Genomic DNA, 25,621 nt, shown 5'->3' on the forward strand with positions numbered 1-25,621 from the left:
ATCAATACCTCCTCTTACTCTTCAGTTCCTCATACATCTCTATATAATTCTGATATCGTATTCTGTGTATTTCTCCCGCATCTACAGCCTCTTTTACTGCACATCCCGGCTCATGAACATGATCACATCCATGAAAACGGCACATTCCCTCATACTTTGCAAACTCCGGAAAATAATATTTCAGTTCTTCTTTTTCAAAATCGTTGACATACAGCGAGCTAAAACCAGGCGTATCCATAATGTAAGAATTCTCATCGATCGGGAACAATTCCGAATGCCTTGTCGTATGCCTTCCGCGCTCAATCTTATTACTGATAGTTCCGGTCTCCATATTGGCTTCTGGCTGTAAAATATTAATAATTGAAGATTTGCCAACACCAGAAGGGCCTGCAATAGCTGTTGTCTTTCCCTTCAAAACCTTTCGAACGCTGTCAATGTTCTTTTCTTTCAAAGCACTGGTAAATATTAACGGATATCCACATCTCGCATAAATCTGCTTTAATTCTTTGACCTGCGGATCCTCGGCAATGTCCTCTTTGTTAAAGCACAGCACCACTGGAATCTCTTTACTTTCCATCATCACCAAAAATCGATCCAAAAGATTAAAATGTGGATTCGGCTTTGTAATTGCGAACACCACCAGAGCCTGATCAATATTGGCAACTGCCGGACGAATCAGCTCATTCATGCGAGGAAGTATGGCAATAATATTTCCAGTCTTCTCGCTCTCATCCAGAACTTCTATCTCAACATTATCTCCTACCAGCGGTTTAATCTTATCCTTTCGAAAAGTTCCTTTGGCTTTACATTCATAAACACCGGATTCTACTACGTGTACGTAGTAGAATCCGGCAATTCCTTTTACTATCTTTCCTTGCATCTCTATCCTATCTGCTTTTAGTCTCTGTGCTTATTCTATACCTTCCGAGCCGCCCTGATTCTGTGATGGTCCGTCACTGATCACATAAGTAATAGTTCCACCTTTATCAACCTTTCCAGAAGACGGACTCTGAGAGATAATCGCACCTTTTGGAATCGTATCACTGGTCTGAGAGCCAGTTCGGCTTGTATAAAGTCCGTTGCCGGAAGCCCAACTCGTCAGATCACTTTCTGATCTTCCCACAAAATTCTGAACATCTACTCTTTCGTCCGGTTTCGGTCCATTGCTGACTACAAGTCCCACACTGGTTCCTGCTGCCACTTTCTTACCGCCATCCACACTCTGGGATACAACCTGACCTTTCGGAACACTGTCATTATAATCATATGTTACTGTACCAACATTCAAACCTGCACTCTTAATTGCATTCTGTGCATCTTCGTCTTGCTGTCCCACTACATTCGGAACGGTCTTCTTCTCAGCACCTTTACTTACTTTCATGACAATCTCAGTATCCTTGGTCGCTTTTGAATTCGCTGCAGGTGTCGTTCCAATCACATCACCCTCTGCCACACTGTCACTGTACTCAAACTCGGAGGATATCTTCTTGAATCCTTCTTTTTCCAATGCACTCTGTGCTTCATCTTCACTCATACCACTTACGTCCGGTACTGTTATTTCATCTCCAATAAGACCTGAACTTACAACTACCTGAATCGTTGTATTCTTGGCAACTTTCTTTCCTGCCTCCGTCTTCTGTTCACATACGGTTCCTTCTTCATACTTCTTGGATTCTTTTCGCTCAACAACTTTGAAGCCAAGTCCTTTTTCATTCAGCGCCTTCTTTGCCTGCTCCTCTGTCATACCGACTACATTCGGAACTTTTACTTGTTCTTCTGAATCTTCCGAGATAAGACTTGGTCCAAATTTAAAAACGCCTGCGGCCTTTCCAATGGAAAATACCAGAATAAATATAATAATGATTGCAACAACAATCGTCAGAATCTTTGTAATCTTCCGCATACGAGGATTGACATCATCAGAGTCTTTTCCTTTTTTGCCATGCTTGGAATCGTACTCATCATCGTACTCGTCATCCTCATATTCGTCATAATCGTCGTCATCTTCATCATAATCATCTTCGTCGTAATCATCTTCATCATAATCGTCATCTTCGTCATAAGAGCTTCTGATATCATCCAGATCTTCATCTGTAATAATAACTGTATCAGCATTACGAAGAGGAGGAATCACAACGAAATCTCCATCCGGATCTACCAAAGACCGCTTCAGATCCCGAATCAGTTCATTGGTATTCTTATATCTTCTCTCACTATTCTTTTGTGTACACTTTAATATGATCTGTTCCAGACTATACGGAATATCCGGCACAATTTCTGAAGGCGGAGTAATCTCTTCCTGAAGATGCTTAATAGCTACTGACACGGTAGAATCTCCGTCAAACGGCACCTGCCCAGTCACCATCTCGTAAAGAGTGATACCGATAGAATAGATATCACTTCTCTGGTCACTGAATCCTCCACGAGCCTGTTCTGGAGATGTATAATGAACAGATCCCATAGCATTAGAACTAACTGTATTAGATGTAGTAGCCTTCGCAATGCCAAAATCTGTTACTTTTACTTTCCCATCTTTTGATATAATAATATTCTGCGGCTTAATATCACGATGAATAATACTTGCCGCATGAGCCACTCCGATACCTGTACATACCTGAATAGCAATACTGATAACCTCTTTATGAGATAATCTTCCTTTTTTCTCAATATATTCCTTTAACGTAATTCCTTCGACCAGTTCCATGACCATATAATACAGCCCCCGGTCTTCTCCAACATCGTATACATTTACGATGTTCGGATGCATAAGCCCAGCTGCTGCCTGAGCCTCTGAGCGGAATTTACGCACAAAATTCTCATCTTCCTTATATTCTTTCTTTAAAACCTTGATTGCCACATAACGATTCAACATCTGGTCTTTGCCTTTATAGACATCGGCCATCCCACCTGCCCCGATCTTACTCAGCACCTCATATCGCTTTCCAAGAAAAATACCATCTTTTACCATATATTCACCTCATCCGCAAGTGGCTCTGCCATAACAACCCCTATGTTATCTCTCCCACCATTACTATTTGCCTTTTCGATTAACATCTGCACCGCTTCTACAATATCTCTGGCACCTTTCACAATATCAAACATGTCTTCATCTTCTACCATATTACTCAACCCATCGGTGCACATCAGTATGAAATCACCCTTTTTCAGGCGATATTCATAGATATCTGCCTCTACATCCTCCTTTACTCCTATGGCTCTTGTGATGATATTTTTATCTGGGTGATTTCTGGCTTCTTCTGCCTTAATTCCCCCCAGCCTTACCATCTCCTCCACAAGAGAATGATCCTTAGATATCTGCCGGATCTTATCATTGATCAAATAGAGTCTGCTGTCTCCCACATTGGCAAAATATAATGTATTGCCAACAACTGTTGCTACTACCAGTGTTGTTCCCATTCCTTCCAGCTTAATATCCGTGGACGCGGCCTCGATCAGCTTATGATTTGCAATGCCGACTACATTACGCAGAATCTCTTCAGGCTTATCTAATGGTGTATTTTTCAATTCATCGATCAACACATTCACCGTATATTTGGACGCAAAATCTCCTGCCTTGTGGCCTCCCATTCCATCGGCTACCGCAAGAAGATTCGGAAACGGTCCTATCGGGCTGTCCGTTACATATACGTAGTCCTGGTTGACTTCACGTTTTCTGCCTACATCAGTCATTGCATATAGTTTCATTCGCTTCTCCTTCATCCGCTGCCGCATGCCTTCTGCGCAATTGGCCGCAGGCTCCATCTATATCTGAGCCTCTTTCCCTTCTTATAGTAACATTAATTCCGTTTTTTTCAAGTTTATTTTTAAATTCCAGAGCATTTTTCCTGTCTGGCTTCTTATAATCCCGCTCCTTGATCGGATTCACCGGAATCAGATTCAAGTGACAGTTTCTCTTTTTTAATATAGAAGTCAGTTCCCGGATATCCTCTGGCTGATCATTCACACCTTCCACCAGACTATACTCAAAAGTAATTCTTCGCCCTGTTTTCTGGAAATAATAGTCACATGCTTCCAATACATCTTGTAATTCATATTTATTTGCTACTGGCATCAATCTCTTTCTTTTTTCCTGACTGGAACCATGTAACGATAATGCCAGAGTAATCTGAAGCCCTTCTTCTGCCAGGCGCCTCATATTCGGTACAATGCCGCAAGTAGAAGCTGTAATATTGCGCTGGCTGATATTCAGGCCGTGTTCATCGCTCAGCATATGAATAAATTTCACAAAATTATCATAGTTATCTAATGGCTCACCGGTTCCCATCACCACCACGTTGGATACCCGTTCTCCTGTCATCTTCTGAATCTGATAGATCTGTCTTAGCATCTCTGACGGTGCCAGACTCCGCTCCAGTCCTCCAATCGTAGAAGCACAGAATCTACACCCCATACGGCACCCGGCCTGTGAAGAAATACACACGGAATTGCCATAATTATATTTCATCAGAACACTTTCTATCATATTACCATCTGACAATTCAAAAAGGAACTTTTCTGTGGGATCCACTTTGGATATCTGATGATCAATCATATTCACTGTAGGAATCATGTAGTTCTCTTCTAATTTTTCTCTTAACTTTTTTGACAGATTGGTCATCTCGTCAAAGCAATCAACAAGCTTTACATGCAGCCATTCATAGATCTGTTTGCTGCGAAAAGCTTTTTCCCCTATGCTCTCTATTTCTATCTTTAATTCTTCATAATTATAAGAACATATATCCTTCTTATTCATGACTCTCCTTTTGAAACATTGCAATATAGAATCCGTCGCCTTCGTCTTTTCCCGGCAGCATCTGCTTCTGCTTTACAAGGCAAAATTCCGGATATTCTCTGGCGAACCATTCTGCATTTCTCTCATTTTCTTCCCTGTGAATCGTACAAGTACTATATAGCAGTTTACCACCCGGTTTCACATATTGATGTACTACGGATAAGATCTGTCTCTGAAGTGCTGCCAGTTCTTTTGTCATCTCCTCTGTCATCTTATACTTCAAATCTGGTTTCTTGCCCAGAACCCCCAACCCCGAACACGGAAGATCTGCTATAACAATGTCTGCTTTTCCGACAGTTTCACTCACTAATTCAAGAGCATCCTGCCGCACAGCTTCTATATTAGACAAGCCACTTTGTACAATATTTTCACGAATCATAGATACTTTATAATCGGTCAGATCCCGTGCTTCTACGTGACCAGTTCCTTTCAGACACTCTGCAATATGCATCGATTTTCCACCAGGTGCGGCACACACATCAATGACATAGTCTCCTGGTTGTGGTGACGCCCATTCTGCCACTTGCATGGAACTGATATCCTGCACCTGATAATAACCCATCTGAAAACTATGTAGTCCGGCAAGATGATCAAATTCCGAAAGATACAGTGCATAAGGAAGAGACGGACTCTCTTGGACATTAACGCCTTCTTTCTGTAGCAGACATATTAATTCTTCCTTTGAGATCTTATCCAGATTACAGCGAACCGTCAGAGGTTTTTCTTTCAAGAATTCTTCAGCCATCTCACAAACTGTCTTTTCATCATAAACTGACAGCCATTGTTTCAAGATCCATTCCGGAAGCGAATAACGGATTGAAAGGTACTGAAACAGATTCTCTTCCGAAGGATATACAATATCTGACAGATTTCTGCTGATATTGCGCAGCACACCATTGACAAATCCTTTTAATGTCTTAAACCCGCGTTTTTCTGCCAGTTTTACCGCTTCATTACAAACTGCTGAATCAGGCACGCTGTCCATGTACTTTAACTGGTAAACACCACTTCGCATAATGGTCCGAATCACCGGTTTCATTTTATTCACTTTTACTTTGGAAAATTGATTGATGATATAGTCGATTTCTATCATGTGTTCAAGCGTGCCATCTACCACTCTCGTGATAAACGCACGCTCTTTTTTATCCAGATATTGATATTGATCAAGAACATTCTTCAAGGCAATATGGCTGTATTCCCCATCCCTCGTAATCTGAAGCAGTATTTCAAGCACAAGTTCGCGCCCGCCAATCGATGCTGCCATAACTTTTCCTCCACATTCCTTCCCGCATTCTGTACGGGATCCAATTATTCTCTCTTAATCTCTTCGGTTTCCCGTCAGCAATATGATACGGAGCAGCTGAAGAATTGCAGACGCTGCACCTGCAACATAAGTAAGCGCTGCCGCTGTCAATACTTTTCTCGTTGCCTTTACTTCATCTTCATATAACATTCCACTACTTCCGAGTACCCGAATTGCACGGTTGGATGCATTGAATTCCACCGGCAATGTCACGATCTGGAACAAAACGGCCAATGAAAATGCCAGAATTCCAAGATTCAGAAACAATGCAGAAGAACGGCTGTTAAAAAACAGTCCGATAATAATCAGTGGCCATGCAATGGTACTTCCAAAATTGGCAATTGGAACAAGTGCACCTCTGATTTTTAATGGAACATATCCCGTCTCATGCTGAACCGCATGTCCACACTCATGTGCTGCAACTCCCATTGCTGCAACAGATGTTGAATTATAAGTCGCATCTGACAGACGCAGCACTTTTGACCTTGGATCATAATGATCCGTCAGATTTCCAGAGATATGTTCCACTCTGACATCATAGATTCCGGCACGTCTTAAGATCTCTTCTGCCGCTTCTCTTCCTGTCATGCCAGAATGATTCCGCACACGGGAATATTTATTAAATGTAGAATTCATCTTTGCAGAAGCCATCATACAGATGATTACGCCAAGAATCACTAACATATAAGTTGGATCAAAATACATTGGATAATACATAAATAAAGCCTCCAGTTTAACGCTATTTCAATTATTTCTTTAGATTATATCACGAATTGCGCAAAATACCCATTTTTCATATATTTTTAACAATTGTTAAGGATTTTCTTAGATATCTTCATTACATACCAGAGGACAATACCGTTCCTTCTTCCATTGGATAACCTCTAAGAAATGCGCCTGCATCCATTCGCTTCTTCCCTGGAATCTGCAGCGACAATACTTTGATGAGGCCCGTTCCTGTCTGCACACAGAAACCATCTTTTTCTACTTTCACAATAGTTCCCGGCATCTGATCCGTCTGTCCTTCCAGAACATCTGCCTCCCAGATCTTCATGATCTTACTATTCCACTTAGTATATGCGCTTGGCCATGGATTCAGTCCACGGATCAGACGTTCAATAGATGCCGCATCCTTCGTCCAGTCAATATCACCCAGTTTCTTATCCAGCATTCTGGCATATTCGGTCGGGCTGTCTTCCTGCTTCTCCCATACAGCTGTCTTCTCCTCCAATGCCTTCAGCGTGTGGACACACAGCTTTGCACCTTCCAGGGCAAGCTTATCATGAAGGCTCCCGCCAGTCTCTTTTTCATCCAACACAACTTCTGTCTTCATGATCATATCGCCGGTATCCAGACCTTCGTCCATCTGCATAGTGGTAACTCCTGATACTCTTTCCCCATTGATCACCGCCCATTGGATCGGAGCTGCCCCACGGTATTTTGGAAGCAGCGACGCATGTACATTGATACATCCATATGGCGTCATTTTCAAAATTTCCTTTGGCAGGATTTGACCAAAAGCAATAACTACCATGACATCTGCCTCATATTTTCTTAATTCCTCAATGCTCTGAGGATCTCTGATTTTCTTTGGCTGAAACACCGGAATATCGTGTTCCAGCGCCACTTCTTTCACAGGCGGATACTGCATCTTCCCACCGCGTCCCTTCGGTTTATCCGGCTGCGTAACTGCCAGAACCACTTCATGTCCTGCTTCAATCAGTGCCTCCAATGTTCCCACAGAAAAATCTGGTGTTCCCATGAATATGACTTTCATCTGCTATTCCTCCTCATAAGTGGTATCATGAAGTTCTCCTTCTACCATATCCACATAGAGCTTTCCGCTCAGATGATCAATTTCATGGCAGAATGCTCTTGCCAGAAGGCCTTCGCCCTCCAATTCAATCTCTTCCATATCTTCATTCAACGCCTTTACCTTCACATGATCTGGTCTGGTCACAACACCTGATTTTCCAGGTACGCTCAAGCATCCTTCTTCTCCGGTCTGTTCTCCAGAAGTCTCCAGAATCTCTGGATTAATCAATACAATCGGACCTTCACCCACATCAATTACAACGATTCTTTTTAAGATACCAACCTGAGGCGCTGCCAGTCCTACTCCCATCGCTTCATACATGGTATCCAGCATATCGTTGATCAATATCTTTGTTCTAAGCGTCATCTTCGTTACTTCTTTACATTGTTTTGTCAAAACTTCATCGCCAATCTCTCTGATTTTTCTTGTTGCCATATTGTTCTCTCCTTTAAAAAACATTCATAGGATTAAAGTCAAACTGAATTCGAAGTGACTGAAATCCCTTATTTATCTCAATATACTGTTCCATCAGATTTTTTACTTCTATCAGGAAACGATAATCTTCTCCTTTCAGATACAGGACCCTTCGATAGATATCACTGACCTTCGCCACGTAAGGCCGTGCTGGACCAATGATCTGCAATGTTCGATTCTTATCTACTCTCAGAGCAAATTCTTTCAGATACTTCGCTGCCAGTTCTAACATCTCTTCCTGAGGTCCGGTCATCAGAACTGCCAACAACTGTTCTACCGGGGGATAACCCATTAATTCACGATAATTCATTTCCGCATCGTAGAAGCCTTCATAGTCCTGCCTTGCTGCCATCTGAATACTGTAATGTTCCGGACTATAGGTCTGTATTACAACTTCCCCTTTACTCTTTCCACGCCCTGCACGACCTGCTGCCTGTGTCAGCAACTGAAACGTCCGCTCACCTGCCCGATAATCATTCGAATATAAAGACATGTCTGCTGCCAGAATGCCCACCAATGTGACATTCGGAAAATCATGTCCTTTAACGATCATCTGCGTGCCAATCAGAATATCTGCTTCTTCATTTGCAAATGTTTCCAGAATCTTTTCGTGTCCGTCCTTGCTTCTTGTCGTATCCATATCCATCCGCAAGACTCTGGCTTTAGGAAACTGCTTCTTCACCATCTCTTCCACCTGCTGAGTCCCCGCTTTAAAACCTCCAATATAAGAAGAACCACAAGAAGGACATATGTTAATCTGAGGTTCTTCATGCCCACAATAATGGCACACCAGTTTTCCATTCCGATGGGCGGATAAAGACACATCACAATGAGGACATTTTACTACATATCCGCAAGCTCTGCAAGAAATAAAGCCCGCATATCCCCTTCGGTTCAAAAAAAGCATAATCTGTTCTTTCTGCTCCAATCTGGATTCTATCAGCTCTTTCAGATGTTCACTTAAGATAGAACGATTCCCTGATTTTAACTCTTTTCGCATATCTTCCACATACACCTCTGGAAGCTCTTGGGCACCTGCACGTTTTTTCAGCTCCAGAAGTCGGAAGCGACCACTTTTACATGCATAAAATGATTCCAACGATGGTGTTGCTGATCCAAGTATTACACTGGCTCCTTCCATCTCGGCACGCTTTAGAGCTGTCTCTCTTGCATGATAACGTGGCACCTGCTCACTCTTATAGGTCGTCTCATGTTCTTCATCTATGACAATCAGCCCAAGATTGGAAAACGGAGTAAATAATGCGGAGCGCGGACCGATCATGACATCCACTTCTCCTGCTTTCACACGTTCCATCTGATCATAACGTTCTCCCTGTGACATCCTGGAGTTCAGAATAGATACCCGCTCTCCGAATCTACTGTAGAACCTCATAACCGTCTGATAGGTCAGCGCAATCTCCGGAATCAATACAATTGCCTGTTTTCCCTGCTCCATAACCCGGGCAATCATCTCCATATATACTTCCGTCTTACCGCTTCCGGTCACACCATACACCAGATACGTATTACGAACTCCCTGGCTGTATTCTTCCCAGAAGGTGTCAATCGCATGCTGCTGTTCTTCATTAAATATTACGGATTCTTTTTCCTGTATTTTATAACGAACGGGATTACGAAAGACTTTCTCAGACTCCAGCGCCGCCACGCTTTGTTCTTCTAACGCCCTGACCACCGCTCTGGTTACATTCAGCTTTTTTGTCAGCAGATCATAGTCCTGCTCCGGCTGATCCAGAAGTGCTGCAAGAAGCCTTGCCCTGGCTTTTTGATTCTTATGAAGATAAATCTCCAGCTGCTTCTTCCCGTCTTCTTGATTCAGCAAAAGACAGATTCGCCGTCTTTCTCGGACGTGTTCCTGTTTCTTGATGGGGATGACCGTCTTCAGCGCCTGAATCATAGTCCCTCCATAATAATCCTTCATCCATGCTGCCAGTGCAACCAGCTTTGCTTCAATCGCAACACTTCCCTCTGCCACCTTCAGGATCTGCTTGATCTTTGACGTATCATATTCTGCTTTTTCAGAGAACCCAATCACATATCCTTTGGTCTCTTTATTGCCTCTTCCAAATGGGACTACAACTTCTGTTCCAATCTCAAGCATCCCCTCCAGCGAAGAGGGGATGCGGTATTGGAATACTTTATCTAATTTTTCATGCGTAATATCTATAATAATATCAGCGTACATTTTCCTCCTTAAGCTCTTCCAGTACTTCCTGGATCAACACACGTTCGTCCATGTCATACTTCACACCTTTGATCTCTTGGTAAGTCTCATGTCCCTTACCTGCCAATACGATGACATCTCCCGGGCGTCCATTTGCAATTGCGTACTTAATTGCTTCTTTTCTGTCACAGATTGAGATATATTCTCCATCAGTCTTCTTCATACCGATAATAATATCATCTATGATTGCCTGTGGTTCCTCATACCGCGGATTATCGGATGTGATGATTGTAAAATCTGCCATCTTCCCGGCAACTTCTCCCATCTCATACCGGCGCGTCTTAGAACGGTTTCCTCCACAGCCGAATACCGCAACAATACGGCCCGGGTTATAATCTCTCAATGTATGCAAAAGACTTTCCAGTGCCATTGCATTGTGCGCATAATCAATCATCAAAGTAAAGTCATCGGATACTTTGATCATCTCAATTCTTCCCTTTACCCTTGCCACTTTAAGTGCGGCTTTGATATTTTCTACAGGGACATCAAAATGTCTGCACACTGCAATTGCTGTTAATGAATTATATACGCTAAACTCTCCTGGAATGTCAATCTCCACGTCAAAATCCATCAGACCGCTGACATGATAGTTCACTCCCAGATATCCTGGTCTTGATATGTGTTCTACATCCGTTGCCCGAAGATCTGCTTTCTCAGAGAAACCAAAGGTCTCAATCTCACAGGTTGCCCCCTGAAATACATCTTCGAACCACTGGTCATCTACATTGGCAATTCCAATCTTACATTGCTTGAACAACAATCCTTTGCACCGCTTATAATCTTCAAAATCCTTGTGTTCGTTCGGGCCAATATGATCTTCTCCAAGATTCGTAAATATTCCGATCTCAAATGGAATACCTGCCGTTCTGTGCAGCATCAGCCCCTGAGAGGATACTTCCATGACCACGCTGTCACATCCGGCTTCCACCATTTCCGCAAAATACTTCTGAATCGTATAGGATTCCGGTGTCGTATTATTAGCCGGGATACATTTTTCTCCAATGATTGCTTCAATCGTTCCAATCAGGCCTACTTTATGTCCAACACCTTCCAGAATAGACTTCACCATATAAGTGGTAGTCGTCTTTCCCTTTGTTCCGGTAATTCCAATGACTTTCAGCTTCTCAGCCGGATATCCGAAGTATGCTGCCGACATCAGTGCCAGCGCATATCTGGTATCCTCTACCCGAATCACGGTCAATTCTTCCGGTGCTTTCACTTCCTTTTCCACAATAACTGCTGCCGCACCTTTTGCAGCGACCTCTTCTATATATTGATGTCCGTCTGATACTGCACCCGTAATGCAGACGAATACACTTCCTTCTGACACCTTACGGGAATCATTGATCAATTCCGTAACTTCTATCTTATCATTTCCCTGAATCACTTCATATTCTAAACGTTCCAACAGCTGGGTTAACTTCATAATCTTTTGCCTCCTACTCTGTGACTTTCGTATTATTTATATAGTATAACATCATTTATGGATGTCGCAAAGATGAAATTGTGCTATAATTATCTGGTGAAATAATCTCACACTATATAGAATATGATAAGAAAAGGGGAATGTAATTTTGAAAGCGTATGAAAGATTACTAAAATACGTGGTGGTAAGAACACCAAGCGATGAGAACAGCGAGACAGTTCCGTCTTCCACATGCCAATTCAATCTTGCTCGTATCCTGGAAGCAGAGATGAAAGAATTAGGATTAACGGATGTCTATTTGGATGACCAGTGTTATCTCTATGGCAAATTACCTGCTACTGCAGGATATGAGGACAAACCGGCCCTCGGCTTTATCGCACATATGGATACGGTCTCTGATTTCTGCGATCACGACATCACTCCGGTCATTACCGAAAACTATGACGGAGAAGAACTGGCTCTCGGTGACAGCGGACTTGTCTTAAGCCCGACTACTTTCAGCCATTTAAAAGATCTGAAGGGGCGTACACTGATCACTTCCGATGGAACCACCGTTCTCGGAGCAGATGACAAAGCTGGAATCGCAGAGATTCTTACTCTGATCGAGCGTCTGCAGACAGAAAAGATTCCACACGGACCACTCTGTGTTGCATTTACACCAGATGAAGAGATTGGAACCGGTGCGTCACATTTTGACATAGAAAGATTTGGAGCCGATTATGCTTACACCATGGACGGTTCTACAGAAGGTGAGATTCAGTACGAGAACTTCAATGCATGCAAAGCACAGTTTGACATCAAAGGATTCAACGTACATCCAGGTACTTCTAAGGACACCATGATCAACGCAAGCCTGGTTGCCATGGAGATCAACAGCTTGTTACCTGGCATGGAGACACCACGCGGAACAGAAGATTACGAAGGATTCTATCATCTGACCAGTATGTCCGGCGAATGTGCAGAAGCACAGTTAAACTACATCGTAAGAGATCACAACAAAGACTTCTTCGAAGCCCGCAAGAATACCTTAAGACTCATCGAAAAGAATCTGAACGAGAAATGGGGCGAAGGAACCGTTACGCTTACCATCACCGATCAGTATAAGAACATGGCAGAAATCATCGCCAACTGCATGCACTTGGTGGACAATGCAAAGACCGCATGCGAAAACACCGGAATCACTCCACTCGTAATTCCAATCCGCGGAGGCACAGACGGATGCCAGTTAAGCTTCCGAGGACTGCCTTGCCCGAACCTTGGGACCGGCGGTCATGCTTACCACGGGCCATACGAACACATCACCGTAGAAGGCATGGATAAAACAGTCGATATGATCACTGAATTAGTGACGTTGTACACAAAATAGTTTCCAGGGGACGGGGGTTTTTTCATTTTCCCCCGTCCCAGATTCATTTTGCCGTGTCCCTTTTTACACTTGGGCAACGGCTTTTTTCATTTCTTTTACATATTCTGCAACTTTTGGCACGCATTCTCCGCCGTATTGTGCCACGATTTTTACGATGGCGGAGCCTACGATGGCCCCATCGGATACGCTTGCCATCTTGGCGGCCTGTGCTGGTGTAGAAATTCCGAATCCAACTGCGCAAGGAATATCGCTCACCTGTCTTACCATGGATACCATCTCTCCGACATCTGTCTTGATCTCGCTTCTTACGCCTGTGACTCCCAATGAGGATACGCAGTAGAGGAACCCTTTGGCTTCTCTGGCGATGGCGGTAATTCGGTCTTCGGAGGTCGGTGCAATCATGGAGATAAGGTCAATGCCGTATTCTTCGCAGATGTCTGCAAGTTCTGCCTTTTCTTCGAACGGCATATCCGGCACAATGATTCCATCCATCTGGCATTCTACGCAGCGTTTCATGAATTTCTCTTTGCCATAGGTATAGATTGGGTTGATATAGGTCATAAATGCCATTGGCACGGTCACTTCTTTTCTGGCTTCTTTTACCATGTCAAATAACTTATCTGTTGTACATCCTGCTTTCAATGCCCGTTCATCAGCGTCCTGAATGACGACACCTTCAGCAATGGGATCGGAAAATGGAACTCCGATCTCGATCAGATCGGCACCTGCCTCCTGCATGGCAATCAGCAATTGTCTGGTAATTTCAAGGGACGGATCCCCTCCTGTAATAAATGGAATAAATGCTTTTTTATTTTCAAATGCCTGATATATTTTACTCATAGATCTCCACTCCTCTGTATCTTGCGATCGCAGCCACATCTTTATCTCCGCGGCCGGAAATATTTATTACGATTGTCTGGTCTTTTCTCATGGTCGGTGCAAGCTTCATCGCATAAGCAACTGCATGTGCACTTTCAATAGCTGGTATGATACCTTCTGTTCTGGAAAGATATTCAAATGCTTCCACTGCTTCTTTATCGGTAATCGGCACATACTGTGCACGGCCAGTCGCCGCAAGATTGGCATGTTCAGGTCCGATTCCCGGATAATCCAGTCCTGCTGATATGGAGTATACCGGTGCGATCTGACCATATTCATCCTGGCAGAATAAGGATTTCATCCCGTGGAATACGCCCTCAGTTCCTCTGGCAATCGTTGCCGCATGCTTCTCTGTATCGATTCCAAGTCCTGCCGCTTCACAGCCGATCAGCTGCACCTCTTTGTCTTCAATAAACTCATAAAACGCCCCCATAGCGTTACTTCCACCGCCTACACAGGCAATCACTGTATCTGGAAGTTTTCCTTCCTTTTCCAGCATCTGTTCTTTAATCTCTTTGCCGATGACTTTCTGGAAATCCCGGACAATCATCGGAAATGGATGCGGCCCCATCACAGATCCCAGAACATACAGTGTATCATCCATCCGCTTGCTCCATTCACGCATTGTCTCATTGACTGCATCTTTCAGAGTCATTGTTCCGGTCGTTACCGGATGTACCTTCGCACCGAGCAATTCCATACGATATACATTTAAGGCCTGACGATCCGTATCTTCTTTTCCCATATAGACTTCACATTCCATATCCATCAGTGCTGCCGCCGTTGCGGTTGCCACGCCATGCTGCCCGGCGCCGGTCTCGGCAATCACACGGGTCTTTCCCATCTTCTTTGCCAAGAGCACCTGCCCAAGCACATTGTTGATCTTATGGGCTCCTGTATGGTTCAGATCCTCCCTCTTCAGATAGATCTTTGCCCCGCCAAGCTCTCTTGTCATCTTCTTTGCTTCATACAAAAGTGATGGTCTGCCTGCATAATTTTTCAGAAGATTATCCAATTCCGCCTGAAACTCTGGATCATTTTTATACTTCTCATATGCATCCTCCAACTCTTGTACTGCATTCATTAATGTTTCTGGTATGAATTGTCCTCCATACTCTCCGTATCTGCCTTTACTCATTGTTTCTTACCCTTTCTATAAATTTCTTGATTTTCTCTGCGTCTTTCACACCATCTGTCTCTACCGCGCTGCTTACATCCACGGCATATGGATGACAGATTCTGATATTTTCACATACATTTTCTGCCGATAAGCCTCCTGCAAGAAAATATGGCTTCTCAAGAACCGGTATCAGCGACTTGTCAAATCCCGTTCCGCTGCCGCCATAGACACCCTTACAATAGGTATCCAACAGAAGATAGCTGCAAGGTAATTTTTCCGCTTCAAGAATCTGTTCCTGACTCCTCACTCTGACTGCCTTGATAATCGGATTGGAAATCTTTTCATATAACTTATCCATATATTCCACCGTCTCATCTCCATGGAGCTGAACCAGATTAATTGCTCCTGCACTGCATAATGCCTCGATTTCTTCCAGATCTGCATTCACAAATACACCTACCGTCTGAATCCGTGAATCTAACATCTTACGAAAATACATTGCCTGCTCTCCACCTATCTGGCGGGAACTTCTGGCAAATACAAATCCGACATAATCCGGCAGAAATTCGTTGACCAGCTCCACATCTTCCGGTCTTTTTAACCCGCAGATCTTAATCTTAGTCATGCTGCCCTTCTCCATTTCTTTCCAGTGGTCCGCCATTTAATTCTTCCAGTATCTTTTCTTTATCCGGGCTTCTCATCAACGTCTCACCGATCAGCACTGCATTTACCCTGGCTTCTTTCAGCCTCTGAATATCTTCTGCTGTCTTAATTCCGCTTTCCGCCACAAATAACTTATCCTTTGGTGCCAGACTCCGAAGCCGGATACTGTTGCCGATATCCACGGTAAAATCCTTCAGATTTCGATTGTTGACACCAATTACTCTGGCACCTGCTTCTATCGCCGAGTGCATCTCTTCTTCATCATGGACCTCTACCAAAGCAGACAAGCCTAATTGATCACAGATGGCAATGTAACGCTTCAACATCTCCGTATCCAGCAATGCGCAGATCAGTAATACAACATCTGCTCCCAGCACTTTTGCCTCGTATATCTGATATTCATCAATGGTAAAATCCTTACGAAGTACTGGAATTGCAACTTCTTCTGCGATTTCTTTCAGGTACTGATCGCTTCCTTTGAAATATTTTGGTTCTGTCAGGCAAGAGATAGCGCAGGCTCCTGCTGCTTCGTATTCTTTTGCAATCGCAAGATACGGAAAGTCTGGCGCAATCAATCCTTTTGAGGGAGACGCTTTCTTTACCTCACAGATGTAATGGATGCCTGGATTTCTAAGGCGCTGTTCCAATGGAAATCCAGTCTTTGGATCCAACGCAAGCGCCTGTCTTCGAATCTCGGAAAATGGAACCTTTCTTTTCTGTTTCTGTACGCGGATTTTTGTATCGGAAGCTATCTGTTCTAGAATCATTTTTACACCTCTGCTTTTACAACATCAAGGGTTGCCTGCCTAAACTCTTCATATTTGGCATATGCCTTACCACTGTCTATCAAGTCTTTTGCCATCTCAACACCTTGCTTCAAAGTAATGCCATCAATTCCAAGGTACAGGCTCATACCTGCATTCATGAGAACTACATCTCTCTTTGGTCCTGTTTCTTTTCCGGTCAGAATATCCAGCGTAATATGGGCATTTTCTTCCGGCGTTCCACCAATCAGTTCTTCCAATGGACAACGGTCAAATCCAAACTGTTCCGGTGTAATCGTATAAGAAGTAATCTCACCATATCGGATCTCATAGACATTGGTCTCGCCGGTCAGTGTGATCTCATCCAGGCCATCTCCTCCACATACGGCGACACCGCGCACAACACCAAGATTAGACAATACCTGTGCCATTGTTCCTGCCAGTTCTTTATCGTAAACACCCAATAACTGCATAGATGCTGCCGCCGGATTGGATAATGGTCCCAAGATATTGAATACCGTTCTTATCCCCAGTTCTTTGCGAACCGGTGCTGCATATTTCATAGAAGAATGGTAGACTTGTGCAAATAAGAAGCACATTCCTGTCTTATTCAGCACTGCTTCATTCTGCTCTGCATTCAAAGACACATTGATTCCCAGTTTCTCCAGCACATCTGCTGCACCACTTTTACTGGATACGCTGCGGTTGCCATGTTTTGCGACCGGCACACCTCCTGCAGCTGCCACAAATGCGGTCGTTGTAGAGATATTAAAGGTTCCCACTTCATCTCCGCCGGTTCCTACAATATCCATGACTTCTTTGACTGGGTTGATCTTAACCCCTTTCTCTCTCATGACCTTGGCAAATGCGGTAATCTCGTCTATCGTCTCTCCCTGAATGCGAAGGGCCGTCAGAAATCCGCCCATCTGAGCCTGCGTCGCCGTACCATCCATCATTTCTTCCATAACAGCCTCCGCTTCTTCATATGTAAGGTCTTCTTTATTTATTAATTTGTAAATTGCTTCTTTAATCATCTTATTCTCCTCCTATTTATATCGCATGCTATGATTATTTCCTTATATTTTCAAGAAATTTTCTAATATCATTCTCCCATCAGGTGTCAAAATGGACTCTGGATGGAATTGTAATCCATAGACTGGGAATTCCCGGTGCTGCACCGCCATATCTTCTTTCCTCCTATTCACATATTTTTCAGAGATAAATAGACTCTCGGGGACTTTTAACATAATAAAAAAAGCCTTCATCCCTCCTACAAGGGACAAAAGCTTCAAATTCTTCTGCGGTACCACCCAAATTGCCATATCACTGGCCTCTCAATTATGTACTATCATACATACCCTGTTGATAACGGATAGGGCTCCCGTCAGCATCTACTCCCGAATACGGTTTCAAACTGCTCTCACAAGTCCATTCAATAAAGACTCTTACTGCTGCCATCCCACCACCGGCAACTCTCTGGGAATAAATATCTCTATCTACTTCTCTTGTTCATCGATTTATCTCTTTACTACAGTGAAGTATAAATCTTTTTCTTACGTTTGTCAAGAAACGACTTTTAAATTTCGCTTATTTCTTCTTTGAATCCTTCTCCTACTACTTCGTTTGACTCCATGATAATCGTAAAGGCCTGTGGGTCAATCTGGCGGACCATCTTTTTAATTGTATACATCTGTTTGTTATTGCATGCACACATTACAACATCTTTCTTTTTCTTCGAATAACTTCCCATTCCCTGAAGGATGGTGGAACCTCTGCCGGAGTATTCGTCGATTTGTTCTGCGACTTCATCTCCATGTTCTGTCACGATCAACGTCATCTTTCCTTCATCGATACCGTACATGATTCTGTCCATCACAATTGCCATCAAATAAGTAACTATGATTCCATAAATCAGTCCGTCTACATCTTTAAAGACCAGAATCGTTCCCAGGAGAATCGTACAGATATCAAAACCAAATGTAATGACTCCAAGAGTCATATGTGGTTTTACTTTTTTAATTGCCATTGTTATAAAATCTTGTCCTCCGGTGGAAGAACCGCGCATAAAAATTGCTGCATATCCACCTCCGCATAAAACTCCCATACACAATGCAGCAAGCAGACGGCTTCCATTGTATACCGGAAACATTGGTGCTACATAATCCATTAAGATGGATGATATGATCATACTTTTCACGGATTTTAAAAAAAATGTTCTTCCTAAAAATTTATAACAGAAGATGGAAACCGGAATGTTCAGTAAGATCGTTCCAATACCTACCGGAATTCGGAATAAATGATAGAGAATAATTGCAATTCCGGAAAATCCAGCCACCGGAAAATTCGCATTTAATGCGAAATTATAGACTCCAATTGCAATAACCATGCCAGCCACAACATCCACCAAAATATCCATCGCCAGCTCTTTTACTTTTGTCTGATTCATGCGAAAACCTCCTTCTATTTCATAGCAAAATACCCATATTAACGCAAAAAAGAACAGCTACAAACTATAATAAATATAATTCGCATCTGCTCTTCTGATTATCAGTATATCTTTATCAAAATTTTTTGTCAACACCACCAGCAGAAGTTTGTCCTTTTTTTACAATTTCTTTTCCATATTTCTTGCGCACTTTATCTAAAGCGGCATCCAATCTGGCAATTTTTTTCTCTCGCCGAATCTCTTCTTCGGATTTGACGGGAATGTCAAAAATACTTAATTGCCGCGGCTCGCTCTCTTCGACAAGCTTCGAGCTTCGGATTCCCAATAATCTGATTGGTTCGCCATTCCACAACTCTCGGAATAATTGCATTGCCGCCATATATATGTCTTGCTTCTGATTGATAGCCTGTTCCACCTGCTTTTGATGAGATACGCTTGTAAATGTGTGATATTTGATCTCCACACTCAGCATTCCTGCCTTTTGTCCGGCATTCCGAAGTCTTCTGGAGACACTTTCCGCCAGTTCATTCAGAATTCTACCGGCTTCCTCTTCCGTCTCGACATCCTTTGGCAACGTCACGGAATTTCCGATTCCCTTGGCCTCTGCTTTCTCCTTCTCTACCCTGGACTCGTCCATCCCATTAGCAAATTCCCACAGTTTTCTCCCGTGGCTTTTCAAATGCAATTCTAATATGGCGGGATCTGTATTGGCAAGGTCTCCGATCGTATGGATTTCCAGTTTATTCAGTGTCTCCACACTGGAGCGGCCCGCCATGAATAATTCTCGTACCGGAAGCGGCCACATTTTCACCTGAATCTCTTCCGGGAACAACGTATGCACTTTATTCGGTTTTTCAAAATCAGATGCCATCTTCGCCAGCAGCTTATTACTGGATATTCCCACATTGACAGTAAAGCCAAATCTTCGGTACACTTCATTCTTGATCTCCATGGCTCCCTCTACCGGGGAACTGTAATTTCCGGCGATCTCTGTAAAGTCCATATAACACTCATCCACACTGACCTGTTCAATCTGATCCGTGTAACTTCTCAGAAAAACCATCAGCCGCTCACTATATTGATGATATAACTTATGATCTGGCGGCGCTGTCACAAGATTAGGACACTTGCGAAAGGCATTCGCAACAGGTTCTCCCGTACGAATGCCATACTTCTTCGCAGGAACAGACTTCGCCAGAACCACTCCGTGCCGGGACTTCTGATCTCCGCCGATAATGGACGGAATGGTCCGAAGATCTACTTCTGCTCCATTTTTCAATTGTTCTACCGCTGTCCAGCTAAGATAAGCGGAATTTACATCGATATGAAATATGATTGACACTTTCGACCTAACTCCTTGCCGTTAGTCTGCCATTTTCCACGTCTATCACAATCGTATCCTGTGCACCCACATCCCCTTGAAGCATTAATTTTGCAGCAAGAGTCTCCACATTCTTCTGCAGATAACGCTTCAGCGGACGTGCTCCGTAAGTCGGATCATAACCGGCATCCACGATATAACTCTTTGCCGCATCCGTAAGTGCAATCTGAATCTCTTTGTCATCCAGACGCTTGTTGACATCTGCTATTAATAAGTCAATAATGTCATAAATATTATCTTTCGTCAATGGTTTGAACATAATCGTCTCATCCAGACGATTCAGGAATTCCGGTCTGAAATGTGCCCGTAACTCTTCCATAACTGCCTGCAGGCTTGCTTCACTGATATTTCCCTGTTCATCAATACCGTCCAGCAGATAAGAAGAGCCGATATTTGAGGTCATGATCAGAATCGTATTCTTGAAGTCCACGGTACGTCCCTGTGAATCCGTAATCCGTCCGTCATCCAATACTTGAAGCAATACATTAAATACATCTGGATGCGCTTTCTCGATCTCATCAAAAAGCACTACAGAATATGGTTTTCTGCGAACTGCCTCTGTAAGCTGACCGCCTTCATCATAACCAACATATCCCGGAGGCGCTCCGATCAGTCGAGACACCGAGTACTTCTCCATATACTCACTCATATCGATTCGTACCATATTGTTCTCGTCATCAAAGAGGCTTTCTGCCAACGCCTTGGCAAGCTCTGTCTTACCTACACCGGTAGGACCAAGGAACAGAAAAGAACCAATCGGTTTTGTCGGATCCTTAATTCCGGCTTTTGAACGGATAATTGCTTCGGTTACCAGCTCCACACCTTCATCCTGTCCGACAACACGCTTATGCAGTTCATCTGCCAGATGTAAAGTCTTGCTTCTCTCACTTTCATTCAGCTTAGCCACAGGAATCCCAGTCCATCGAGATACAATTCGTCCAATCTCTTCATCGGTTACACTTTCGTGAACCAGAGACATATCTTCATCCTTGACCTTCTCTTCCTCCGCTTCTAACTGCTTCTGCAACTGAGGCAGTCTTCCATACTGAAGCTCAGCTGCCTTCTCCAGATCATAAGAATGCTGCGCTTTCTCAATCTCTTTATTGACCTGTTCTATCTCTTCACGAATCTTCTGAACTCGTTCGATTCCAACCTTCTCATTATCCCATTGCGCTTTCTTTCCTGCGAACTCTTCTCTAAGCTCTGCAAGCTCCTGCTGCAAGTGTTCCAGCCGTTCCTTACTGAGACGGTCATCTTCTTTCTTAAGTGCAGCCTCTTCAATCTCCATCTGCATGATCTTACGCCGCAGTTCATCCAGCTCTGTCGGCATAGAATCCAGTTCTGTCTTAATCAGGGCACATGCCTCATCCACCAGGTCAATCGCCTTATCTGGTAAGAAACGATCGGAAATATAGCGGTCTGACAATGTTGCCGCTGCTACCAGAGCACCATCTGTAATCTTCACGCCATGGAATACTTCATACCGCTCTTTCAGTCCACGCAGAATAGAAATGGCATCTTCCACGGTAGGCTCATCTACGGTTACCGGCTGGAAACGACGTTCCAGTGCAGCATCTTTCTCAATGTACTGACGATATTCATCCAGGGTCGTAGCACCGATACAGTGCAGCTCTCCTCTTGCCAGCATTGGTTTTAACATGTTGCCGGCATCCATGGCACCGTCTGTCTTACCTGCACCTACAATCGTATGGAGCTCATCAATGAAAAGAATAATTCTGCCGTCGCTGTTCTTTACTTCCTCCAGCACTGCTTTCAGACGTTCCTCGAACTCTCCACGATATTTCGCACCTGCTACCAGCGCACCCATATCCAGTGAGAATATGGTCTTATCCTTCAAGCCTTCCGGTACATCTCCACGCACAATACGCTGAGCAAGGCCTTCAACTACTGCCGTCTTACCTACTCCCGGTTCTCCGATCAAAACCGGATTATTCTTCGTTTTACGAGACAGAATACGAATCACATTACGGATCTCGGAATCACGTCCAATGACTGGATCCATCTTCTGCTCTCTGGCACGTTCTACAAGGTCAGAACCATATTTATTCAGAGTGTCATACGTATCCTCTGGATTATCGCTGGTCACGCGCTGATTGCCTCTGACTGTAGATAATGCCTGCAGGAATCCTTCCCTGCTGATTCCCATCTCCCGGAAAATCGTCTTCATCTCTTTGCTTGCATACTTCATAATGGACAAAAACAGATGTTCAACAGAAACATATTCATCTCCCATCTGCTTTGCCTCATCTTCCGCATGAACCAGTGCATTGTTCAGATCCTGTCCTACATACTGCTGTCCGCCTTGAACCTTCGGGCGCTTCCTGAGTGCTTCTTCCACCCGGTTGATCATGCTGCTTTTATCGAGTCCCATCTTCTCAATCAGCTTGAGAATCAGACTGTCATCCTGCGTCAGCAATGCGTAGAGCAGATGTTCCTGTGCAATCTCCTGGTTGCCATAATCCAATGCCACACGTTCACAGCCTTGAACAGCCTGTAATGATTTTTGCGTAAATTTATTAATATTCATACTGACAACCTCCTATATAAAAAGCGTTATTGTTCTATTTACAATATAACAATAACGCTTTTTGTTAGCACTGTCAAGTGTTGAGTGCTAATATTTTCAGTTTTTTTGGAAATCATGTGAATCTATTCCTTCAAAGAATAAATCCACATTGCTTTTATCTGGTCTGCAATCTCTGCATATACCCAAGTCTTATCACTGTTTTTCTGGCTAAACGGGTCATTGACCGTAACATTTCCACTTTCATACCCCGTTAACACGATGAAATGCCCAATTTTCGTAAAATCTCCTGGCCCTACACTGCAGATAATTGGATGTCCGGCTGTTAGTTCTGCGCTCACCTGTTCTTCCGAAAGCAACCCCTCGTAGCAGGACAGATTCCAGTTTGCTCCGGCCTCACTCATGAATTTCCAGTAAGTATCATTATTCTCATCTACATAAGAATTCTCCGTACCATATGCCGCCACTTTGGCAGGCGTAATCGACGGGTCTTCATTAAGTCCTGCCGCTACCATGGAAAGACAAGTAGGTCCACAGCCGCTGACGGCCACGATACTTGTTCCATAAGGTGCATATCCCCAACGTTCATCCCATTGGATCAGTTGTGGAATCTCTCCTGCTTCCAGATCATTCCCTATGGTATCAGCACTGGGGTCATCCTTTTTCTCGCCATAATCCTCTACAAAATCAATCGTTTCTTTATTCTTGCCCAGAAGATCGATGACACCTTCCGGATATCCATTTTCCTTGGCTTCCCTTTTTACACGCTCCAATCTCTGGGCTTCTGTTTCTACAGTCTCCTTCTCTTCTTTTTCTTGTTGTGTAATCTTCGTGGTTTCCTTTACTTCTGCTTCTTTTTTATGTCTTTGGATCTGGCAGCTTACCAGAGCCACGATAATCATTAACAAGACTCCCGTTATCACTAGCAATTGACGCCTTACTTGTTGCTTGCGTTTAGAATATTTCTTTCTTCTTTTTTGCTGGTACATCTAGTTACTCATCCTCTCGTTGATCTAAATCATTCAATGAATCTATATCATAACTATGTCCGATGACATAATCTCAGTTTGCAAAACTTCATGACAGTAATTATACTCCACCCGTGGTTATGTGACAACTTAAAGAATTCTTAATCCGTCCCAGAAAAAATTTTGAAAAATTTTTAACATTCTTTGATAATTTCCTCTTGCCTTTTTTCAAAAAAGATGGTATTATATAACTCGTTCACGAGAGTGATTTTAATTAACAATTTCATCGGGGTGTGGCTCAGCTTGGCTAGAGCGCCTGGTTTGGGACCAGGAGGTCGCAGGTTCGAATCCTGTCACCCCGATATTTATAACAACATGCGGGTGTAGTTCAATGGTAGAACACCAGCCTTCCAAGCTGGATACGTGGGTTCGATTCCCATCACCCGCTTTTTTCATGCTCATTTTTACAACGAGCTCAAATTACCAATAATATTAAAAGGAGGCACATGTATGAAGATTGTATTTCTAGACGCCAAAACAATCGGAGATGATATTGATCTGTCTGGCTACGACCAACTGGGAGAAGTTGTAAAGTACGCTTTTTCTACTTCTGATGAGGTACCTGCCAGAGTCACTGATGCTGATGTTCTTGTTGTCAATAAAGTTCAGATTAACGAAACTACGATTGGACAGGCAAAAAACCTGAAACTTGTCTGTGTAACTGCAACAGGAACTAACAACCTGGATAAAGATTATCTGGACAGTCGCGGCATTGCCTGGCGTAATGTAGCTGGATATTCCACAGAATCTGTTGCGCAGCATACTTTTGCCATGCTTTTCTACTTATTAGAGAAATTGCGCTATTATGATGACTATGTAAAAAAAGGACACTATGTAAATGATACGATTTTTACACATTTTGCCGAACATTTTTATGAATTAAAAGGAAAGACCTGGGGTATTATCGGACTGGGCAATATCGGCAGACGAGTTGCCTCCATTGCTGAAGCATTTGGTTGTCATATCATCTACGCATCTCCATCTGGAAGTGCTCCACAAGACGGTTATCATCAGGTAGACATGGACACCTTACTGATGACCTCTGATATCATCTCCGTCCATGCCCCATTGAATCAATATACAGAGAATCTGATGGACGGTGCAGCGTTCCACAAGATGAAATCAACCTGCATATTTTTGAATCTCGGTCGAGGACCTATCGTCGTCGAGCAAGCTCTGGCAGATGCACTGAACTGCAAAGAGATTGCTGCTGCAGGTCTGGATGTATTATGTGTAGAACCGATGAGTCCCGATAATCCGCTTCTTGCTATCAAGGACAGTAAAAAACTGTTTATCACTCCACATGTCGCATGGGCAAGCATTGAAGCAAGAACACGATTAATGGATATTATTCTGGAACAGATCAAAGAATATTT

General features: G+C 43.4%; 21 protein-coding genes, 2 tRNA genes, 1 pseudogene and 1 other annotated feature. Of the genes and pseudogenes, 4 read left to right on the forward strand and 20 right to left on the reverse strand.

The features are described from left to right. Position 1: 1 nt before the first annotated feature. The 10 genes from rsgA to ACQRBH_RS10350 all read right to left on the reverse strand — a co-directional run bounded on the left by rsgA (position 2) and on the right by ACQRBH_RS10350 (position 12,053). Positions 2-880 (reverse strand): ribosome small subunit-dependent GTPase A, encoded by an 879-nt coding sequence (gene rsgA / locus ACQRBH_RS10305; RefSeq protein ID WP_235233937.1) that lies wholly within the window; start codon positions 878-880, stop codon positions 2-4. Positions 881-910: 30 nt separating this feature from the next. Continuing rightward, positions 911-2,968 carry a Stk1 family PASTA domain-containing Ser/Thr kinase gene (gene pknB / locus ACQRBH_RS10310; protein WP_427761558.1) on the reverse strand — a complete coding sequence of 686 codons (2,058 nt, stop codon included), beginning with the start codon at positions 2,966-2,968 and terminating at the stop codon, positions 911-913. After that, the gene (locus ACQRBH_RS10315; protein ID WP_235233934.1) at positions 2,962-3,705 is read right to left on the reverse strand and encodes a Stp1/IreP family PP2C-type Ser/Thr phosphatase; all 744 of its coding nucleotides are present in this window, start codon (positions 3,703-3,705) and stop codon (positions 2,962-2,964) included. The genes pknB and ACQRBH_RS10315 overlap by 7 nt, the downstream gene beginning before the upstream one ends. Next, a complete protein-coding gene (rlmN, locus tag ACQRBH_RS10320) occupies positions 3,683-4,753 on the reverse strand; it encodes a 23S rRNA (adenine(2503)-C(2))-methyltransferase RlmN (RefSeq protein WP_427761560.1) in 1,071 nt (356 codons plus the stop codon). Before rlmN ends, ACQRBH_RS10315 begins: the two co-directional genes overlap by 23 nt. Beyond that, the gene (gene rsmB / locus ACQRBH_RS10325) at positions 4,746-6,056 is read right to left on the reverse strand and encodes a 16S rRNA (cytosine(967)-C(5))-methyltransferase RsmB (RefSeq protein WP_427761562.1); all 1,311 of its coding nucleotides are present in this window, start codon (positions 6,054-6,056) and stop codon (positions 4,746-4,748) included. The genes rlmN and rsmB overlap by 8 nt, the downstream gene beginning before the upstream one ends. Before the next feature lie 54 nt (positions 6,057-6,110). Continuing rightward, positions 6,111-6,812 (reverse strand): zinc metallopeptidase, encoded by a 702-nt coding sequence (locus ACQRBH_RS10330; RefSeq protein WP_235233930.1) that lies wholly within the window; start codon positions 6,810-6,812, stop codon positions 6,111-6,113. A 121-nt stretch (positions 6,813-6,933) separates the two neighbouring features. Beyond that, positions 6,934-7,872 carry a methionyl-tRNA formyltransferase gene (gene fmt, locus ACQRBH_RS10335; RefSeq protein WP_235233929.1) on the reverse strand — a complete coding sequence of 313 codons (939 nt, stop codon included), beginning with the start codon at positions 7,870-7,872 and terminating at the stop codon, positions 6,934-6,936. A gap of 3 nt (positions 7,873-7,875) precedes the next feature. Then, positions 7,876-8,346 (reverse strand): peptide deformylase, encoded by a 471-nt coding sequence (gene def, locus ACQRBH_RS10340; RefSeq protein WP_235233928.1) that lies wholly within the window; start codon positions 8,344-8,346, stop codon positions 7,876-7,878. A gap of 13 nt (positions 8,347-8,359) precedes the next feature. Beyond that, positions 8,360-10,588: a replication restart helicase PriA gene (gene priA, locus ACQRBH_RS10345; RefSeq protein WP_427761564.1), complete on the reverse strand. Its 2,229-nt coding sequence runs from the start codon at positions 10,586-10,588 to the stop codon at positions 8,360-8,362. Then, positions 10,578-12,053, reverse strand: coding sequence for a UDP-N-acetylmuramoyl-L-alanyl-D-glutamate--2,6-diaminopimelate ligase (locus ACQRBH_RS10350; RefSeq protein ID WP_427761565.1), 1,476 nt, complete (start codon positions 12,051-12,053; stop codon positions 10,578-10,580). Before ACQRBH_RS10350 ends, priA begins: the two co-directional genes overlap by 11 nt. 148 nt (positions 12,054-12,201) lie before the next feature. Between ACQRBH_RS10350 and pepT the strand changes: the two genes are divergently transcribed. Then, a complete protein-coding gene (pepT, locus tag ACQRBH_RS10355; RefSeq protein WP_427761567.1) occupies positions 12,202-13,419 on the forward strand; it encodes a peptidase T in 1,218 nt (405 codons plus the stop codon). A gap of 63 nt (positions 13,420-13,482) precedes the next feature. On the opposite strand, the gene trpA is transcribed toward pepT, so the two are convergent. The 10 genes and pseudogenes from trpA to ACQRBH_RS10405 form a co-directional block, all read right to left on the reverse strand. Beyond that, positions 13,483-14,259, reverse strand: a complete 777-nt coding sequence (trpA, locus tag ACQRBH_RS10360) for a tryptophan synthase subunit alpha (protein WP_427761569.1) — start codon at positions 14,257-14,259, stop codon at positions 13,483-13,485. Beyond that, on the reverse strand, positions 14,252-15,436 hold the full coding sequence (trpB, locus tag ACQRBH_RS10365; protein ID WP_427761571.1) for a tryptophan synthase subunit beta: 1,185 nt from the start codon (positions 15,434-15,436) through the stop codon (positions 14,252-14,254). Before trpB ends, trpA begins: the two co-directional genes overlap by 8 nt. Next, positions 15,429-16,043, reverse strand: a complete 615-nt coding sequence (locus tag ACQRBH_RS10370) for a phosphoribosylanthranilate isomerase (RefSeq protein WP_427761573.1) — start codon at positions 16,041-16,043, stop codon at positions 15,429-15,431. Before ACQRBH_RS10370 ends, trpB begins: the two co-directional genes overlap by 8 nt. Next, a complete protein-coding gene (gene trpC / locus ACQRBH_RS10375; protein WP_427761575.1) occupies positions 16,036-16,848 on the reverse strand; it encodes an indole-3-glycerol phosphate synthase TrpC in 813 nt (270 codons plus the stop codon). The genes ACQRBH_RS10370 and trpC overlap by 8 nt, the downstream gene beginning before the upstream one ends. Before the next feature lie 2 nt (positions 16,849-16,850). Then, positions 16,851-17,879 (reverse strand): anthranilate phosphoribosyltransferase, encoded by a 1,029-nt coding sequence (gene trpD, locus ACQRBH_RS10380; RefSeq protein WP_427761577.1) that lies wholly within the window; start codon positions 17,877-17,879, stop codon positions 16,851-16,853. 42 nt (positions 17,880-17,921) lie between these two features. Next, positions 17,922-18,035, reverse strand: a pseudogene (locus ACQRBH_RS10385) (glutamine amidotransferase-related protein); the annotation flags it as partial. 82 nt (positions 18,036-18,117) lie between these two features. Next, positions 18,118-18,367: a binding site (T-box leader), on the reverse strand. Positions 18,368-18,421: 54 nt separating this feature from the next. Further along, positions 18,422-19,291 carry a YitT family protein gene (locus tag ACQRBH_RS10390; protein WP_427761579.1) on the reverse strand — a complete coding sequence of 290 codons (870 nt, stop codon included), beginning with the start codon at positions 19,289-19,291 and terminating at the stop codon, positions 18,422-18,424. 115 nt (positions 19,292-19,406) lie between these two features. Continuing rightward, positions 19,407-20,633 (reverse strand): DNA polymerase Y family protein, encoded by a 1,227-nt coding sequence (locus ACQRBH_RS10395; RefSeq protein ID WP_427761581.1) that lies wholly within the window; start codon positions 20,631-20,633, stop codon positions 19,407-19,409. A gap of 7 nt (positions 20,634-20,640) precedes the next feature. Further along, a complete protein-coding gene (clpB, locus tag ACQRBH_RS10400; protein ID WP_427761582.1) occupies positions 20,641-23,220 on the reverse strand; it encodes an ATP-dependent chaperone ClpB in 2,580 nt (859 codons plus the stop codon). Between the two features lie 122 nt (positions 23,221-23,342). After that, a complete protein-coding gene (locus tag ACQRBH_RS10405) occupies positions 23,343-24,206 on the reverse strand; it encodes a C39 family peptidase (RefSeq protein ID WP_320998408.1) in 864 nt (287 codons plus the stop codon). A gap of 266 nt (positions 24,207-24,472) precedes the next feature. Here ACQRBH_RS10405 and ACQRBH_RS10410 point away from each other — a divergent pair. The 3 genes from ACQRBH_RS10410 to ACQRBH_RS10420 all read left to right on the forward strand — a co-directional run. Further along, positions 24,473-24,547 (forward strand) — tRNA-Pro (locus ACQRBH_RS10410). A gap of 15 nt (positions 24,548-24,562) precedes the next feature. Continuing rightward, positions 24,563-24,633: transfer RNA gene (locus tag ACQRBH_RS10415), tRNA-Gly, on the forward strand. A 62-nt stretch (positions 24,634-24,695) separates the two neighbouring features. Then, positions 24,696-25,621, forward strand: a 926-nt coding sequence (locus tag ACQRBH_RS10420) for a D-2-hydroxyacid dehydrogenase (protein ID WP_427761584.1), incomplete at its 3' end; no start/stop codon positions are given.

This window comes from Bariatricus sp. SGI.161 (assembly GCF_050313695.1).
GTDB lineage: Bacteria > Bacillota > Clostridia > Lachnospirales > Lachnospiraceae > JAFBIX01.

Excerpts from the sequence above, each read along its gene's own strand:
- rsgA (WP_235233937.1), bottom strand. The coding sequence starts at position 880 with ATGCAAGGAAAGATAGTAAAAGGAATTGCCGGATTCTACTACGTACAC.
- pknB (WP_427761558.1), bottom strand. The coding sequence starts at position 2,968 with ATGGTAAAAGATGGTATTTTTCTTGGAAAGCGATATGAGGTGCTGAGT.
- ACQRBH_RS10315 (WP_235233934.1), bottom strand. The coding sequence starts at position 3,705 with ATGAAACTATATGCAATGACTGATGTAGGCAGAAAACGTGAAGTCAAC.
- rlmN (WP_427761560.1), bottom strand. The coding sequence starts at position 4,753 with ATGAATAAGAAGGATATATGTTCTTATAATTATGAAGAATTAAAGATA.
- rsmB (WP_427761562.1), bottom strand. The coding sequence starts at position 6,056 with ATGGCAGCATCGATTGGCGGGCGCGAACTTGTGCTTGAAATACTGCTT.
- ACQRBH_RS10330 (WP_235233930.1), bottom strand. The coding sequence starts at position 6,812 with ATGTATTATCCAATGTATTTTGATCCAACTTATATGTTAGTGATTCTT.
- fmt (WP_235233929.1), bottom strand. The coding sequence starts at position 7,872 with ATGAAAGTCATATTCATGGGAACACCAGATTTTTCTGTGGGAACATTG.
- def (WP_235233928.1), bottom strand. The coding sequence starts at position 8,346 with ATGGCAACAAGAAAAATCAGAGAGATTGGCGATGAAGTTTTGACAAAA.
- priA (WP_427761564.1), bottom strand. The coding sequence starts at position 10,588 with ATGTACGCTGATATTATTATAGATATTACGCATGAAAAATTAGATAAA.
- ACQRBH_RS10350 (WP_427761565.1), bottom strand. The coding sequence starts at position 12,053 with ATGAAGTTAACCCAGCTGTTGGAACGTTTAGAATATGAAGTGATTCAG.
- trpA (WP_427761569.1), bottom strand. The coding sequence starts at position 14,259 with ATGAGTAAAATATATCAGGCATTTGAAAATAAAAAAGCATTTATTCCA.
- trpB (WP_427761571.1), bottom strand. The coding sequence starts at position 15,436 with ATGAGTAAAGGCAGATACGGAGAGTATGGAGGACAATTCATACCAGAA.
- ACQRBH_RS10370 (WP_427761573.1), bottom strand. The coding sequence starts at position 16,043 with ATGACTAAGATTAAGATCTGCGGGTTAAAAAGACCGGAAGATGTGGAG.
- trpC (WP_427761575.1), bottom strand. The coding sequence starts at position 16,848 with ATGATTCTAGAACAGATAGCTTCCGATACAAAAATCCGCGTACAGAAA.
- trpD (WP_427761577.1), bottom strand. The coding sequence starts at position 17,879 with ATGATTAAAGAAGCAATTTACAAATTAATAAATAAAGAAGACCTTACA.
- ACQRBH_RS10390 (WP_427761579.1), bottom strand. The coding sequence starts at position 19,291 with ATGAATCAGACAAAAGTAAAAGAGCTGGCGATGGATATTTTGGTGGAT.
- clpB (WP_427761582.1), bottom strand. The coding sequence starts at position 23,220 with ATGAATATTAATAAATTTACGCAAAAATCATTACAGGCTGTTCAAGGC.
- ACQRBH_RS10405 (WP_320998408.1), bottom strand. The coding sequence starts at position 24,206 with ATGTACCAGCAAAAAAGAAGAAAGAAATATTCTAAACGCAAGCAACAA.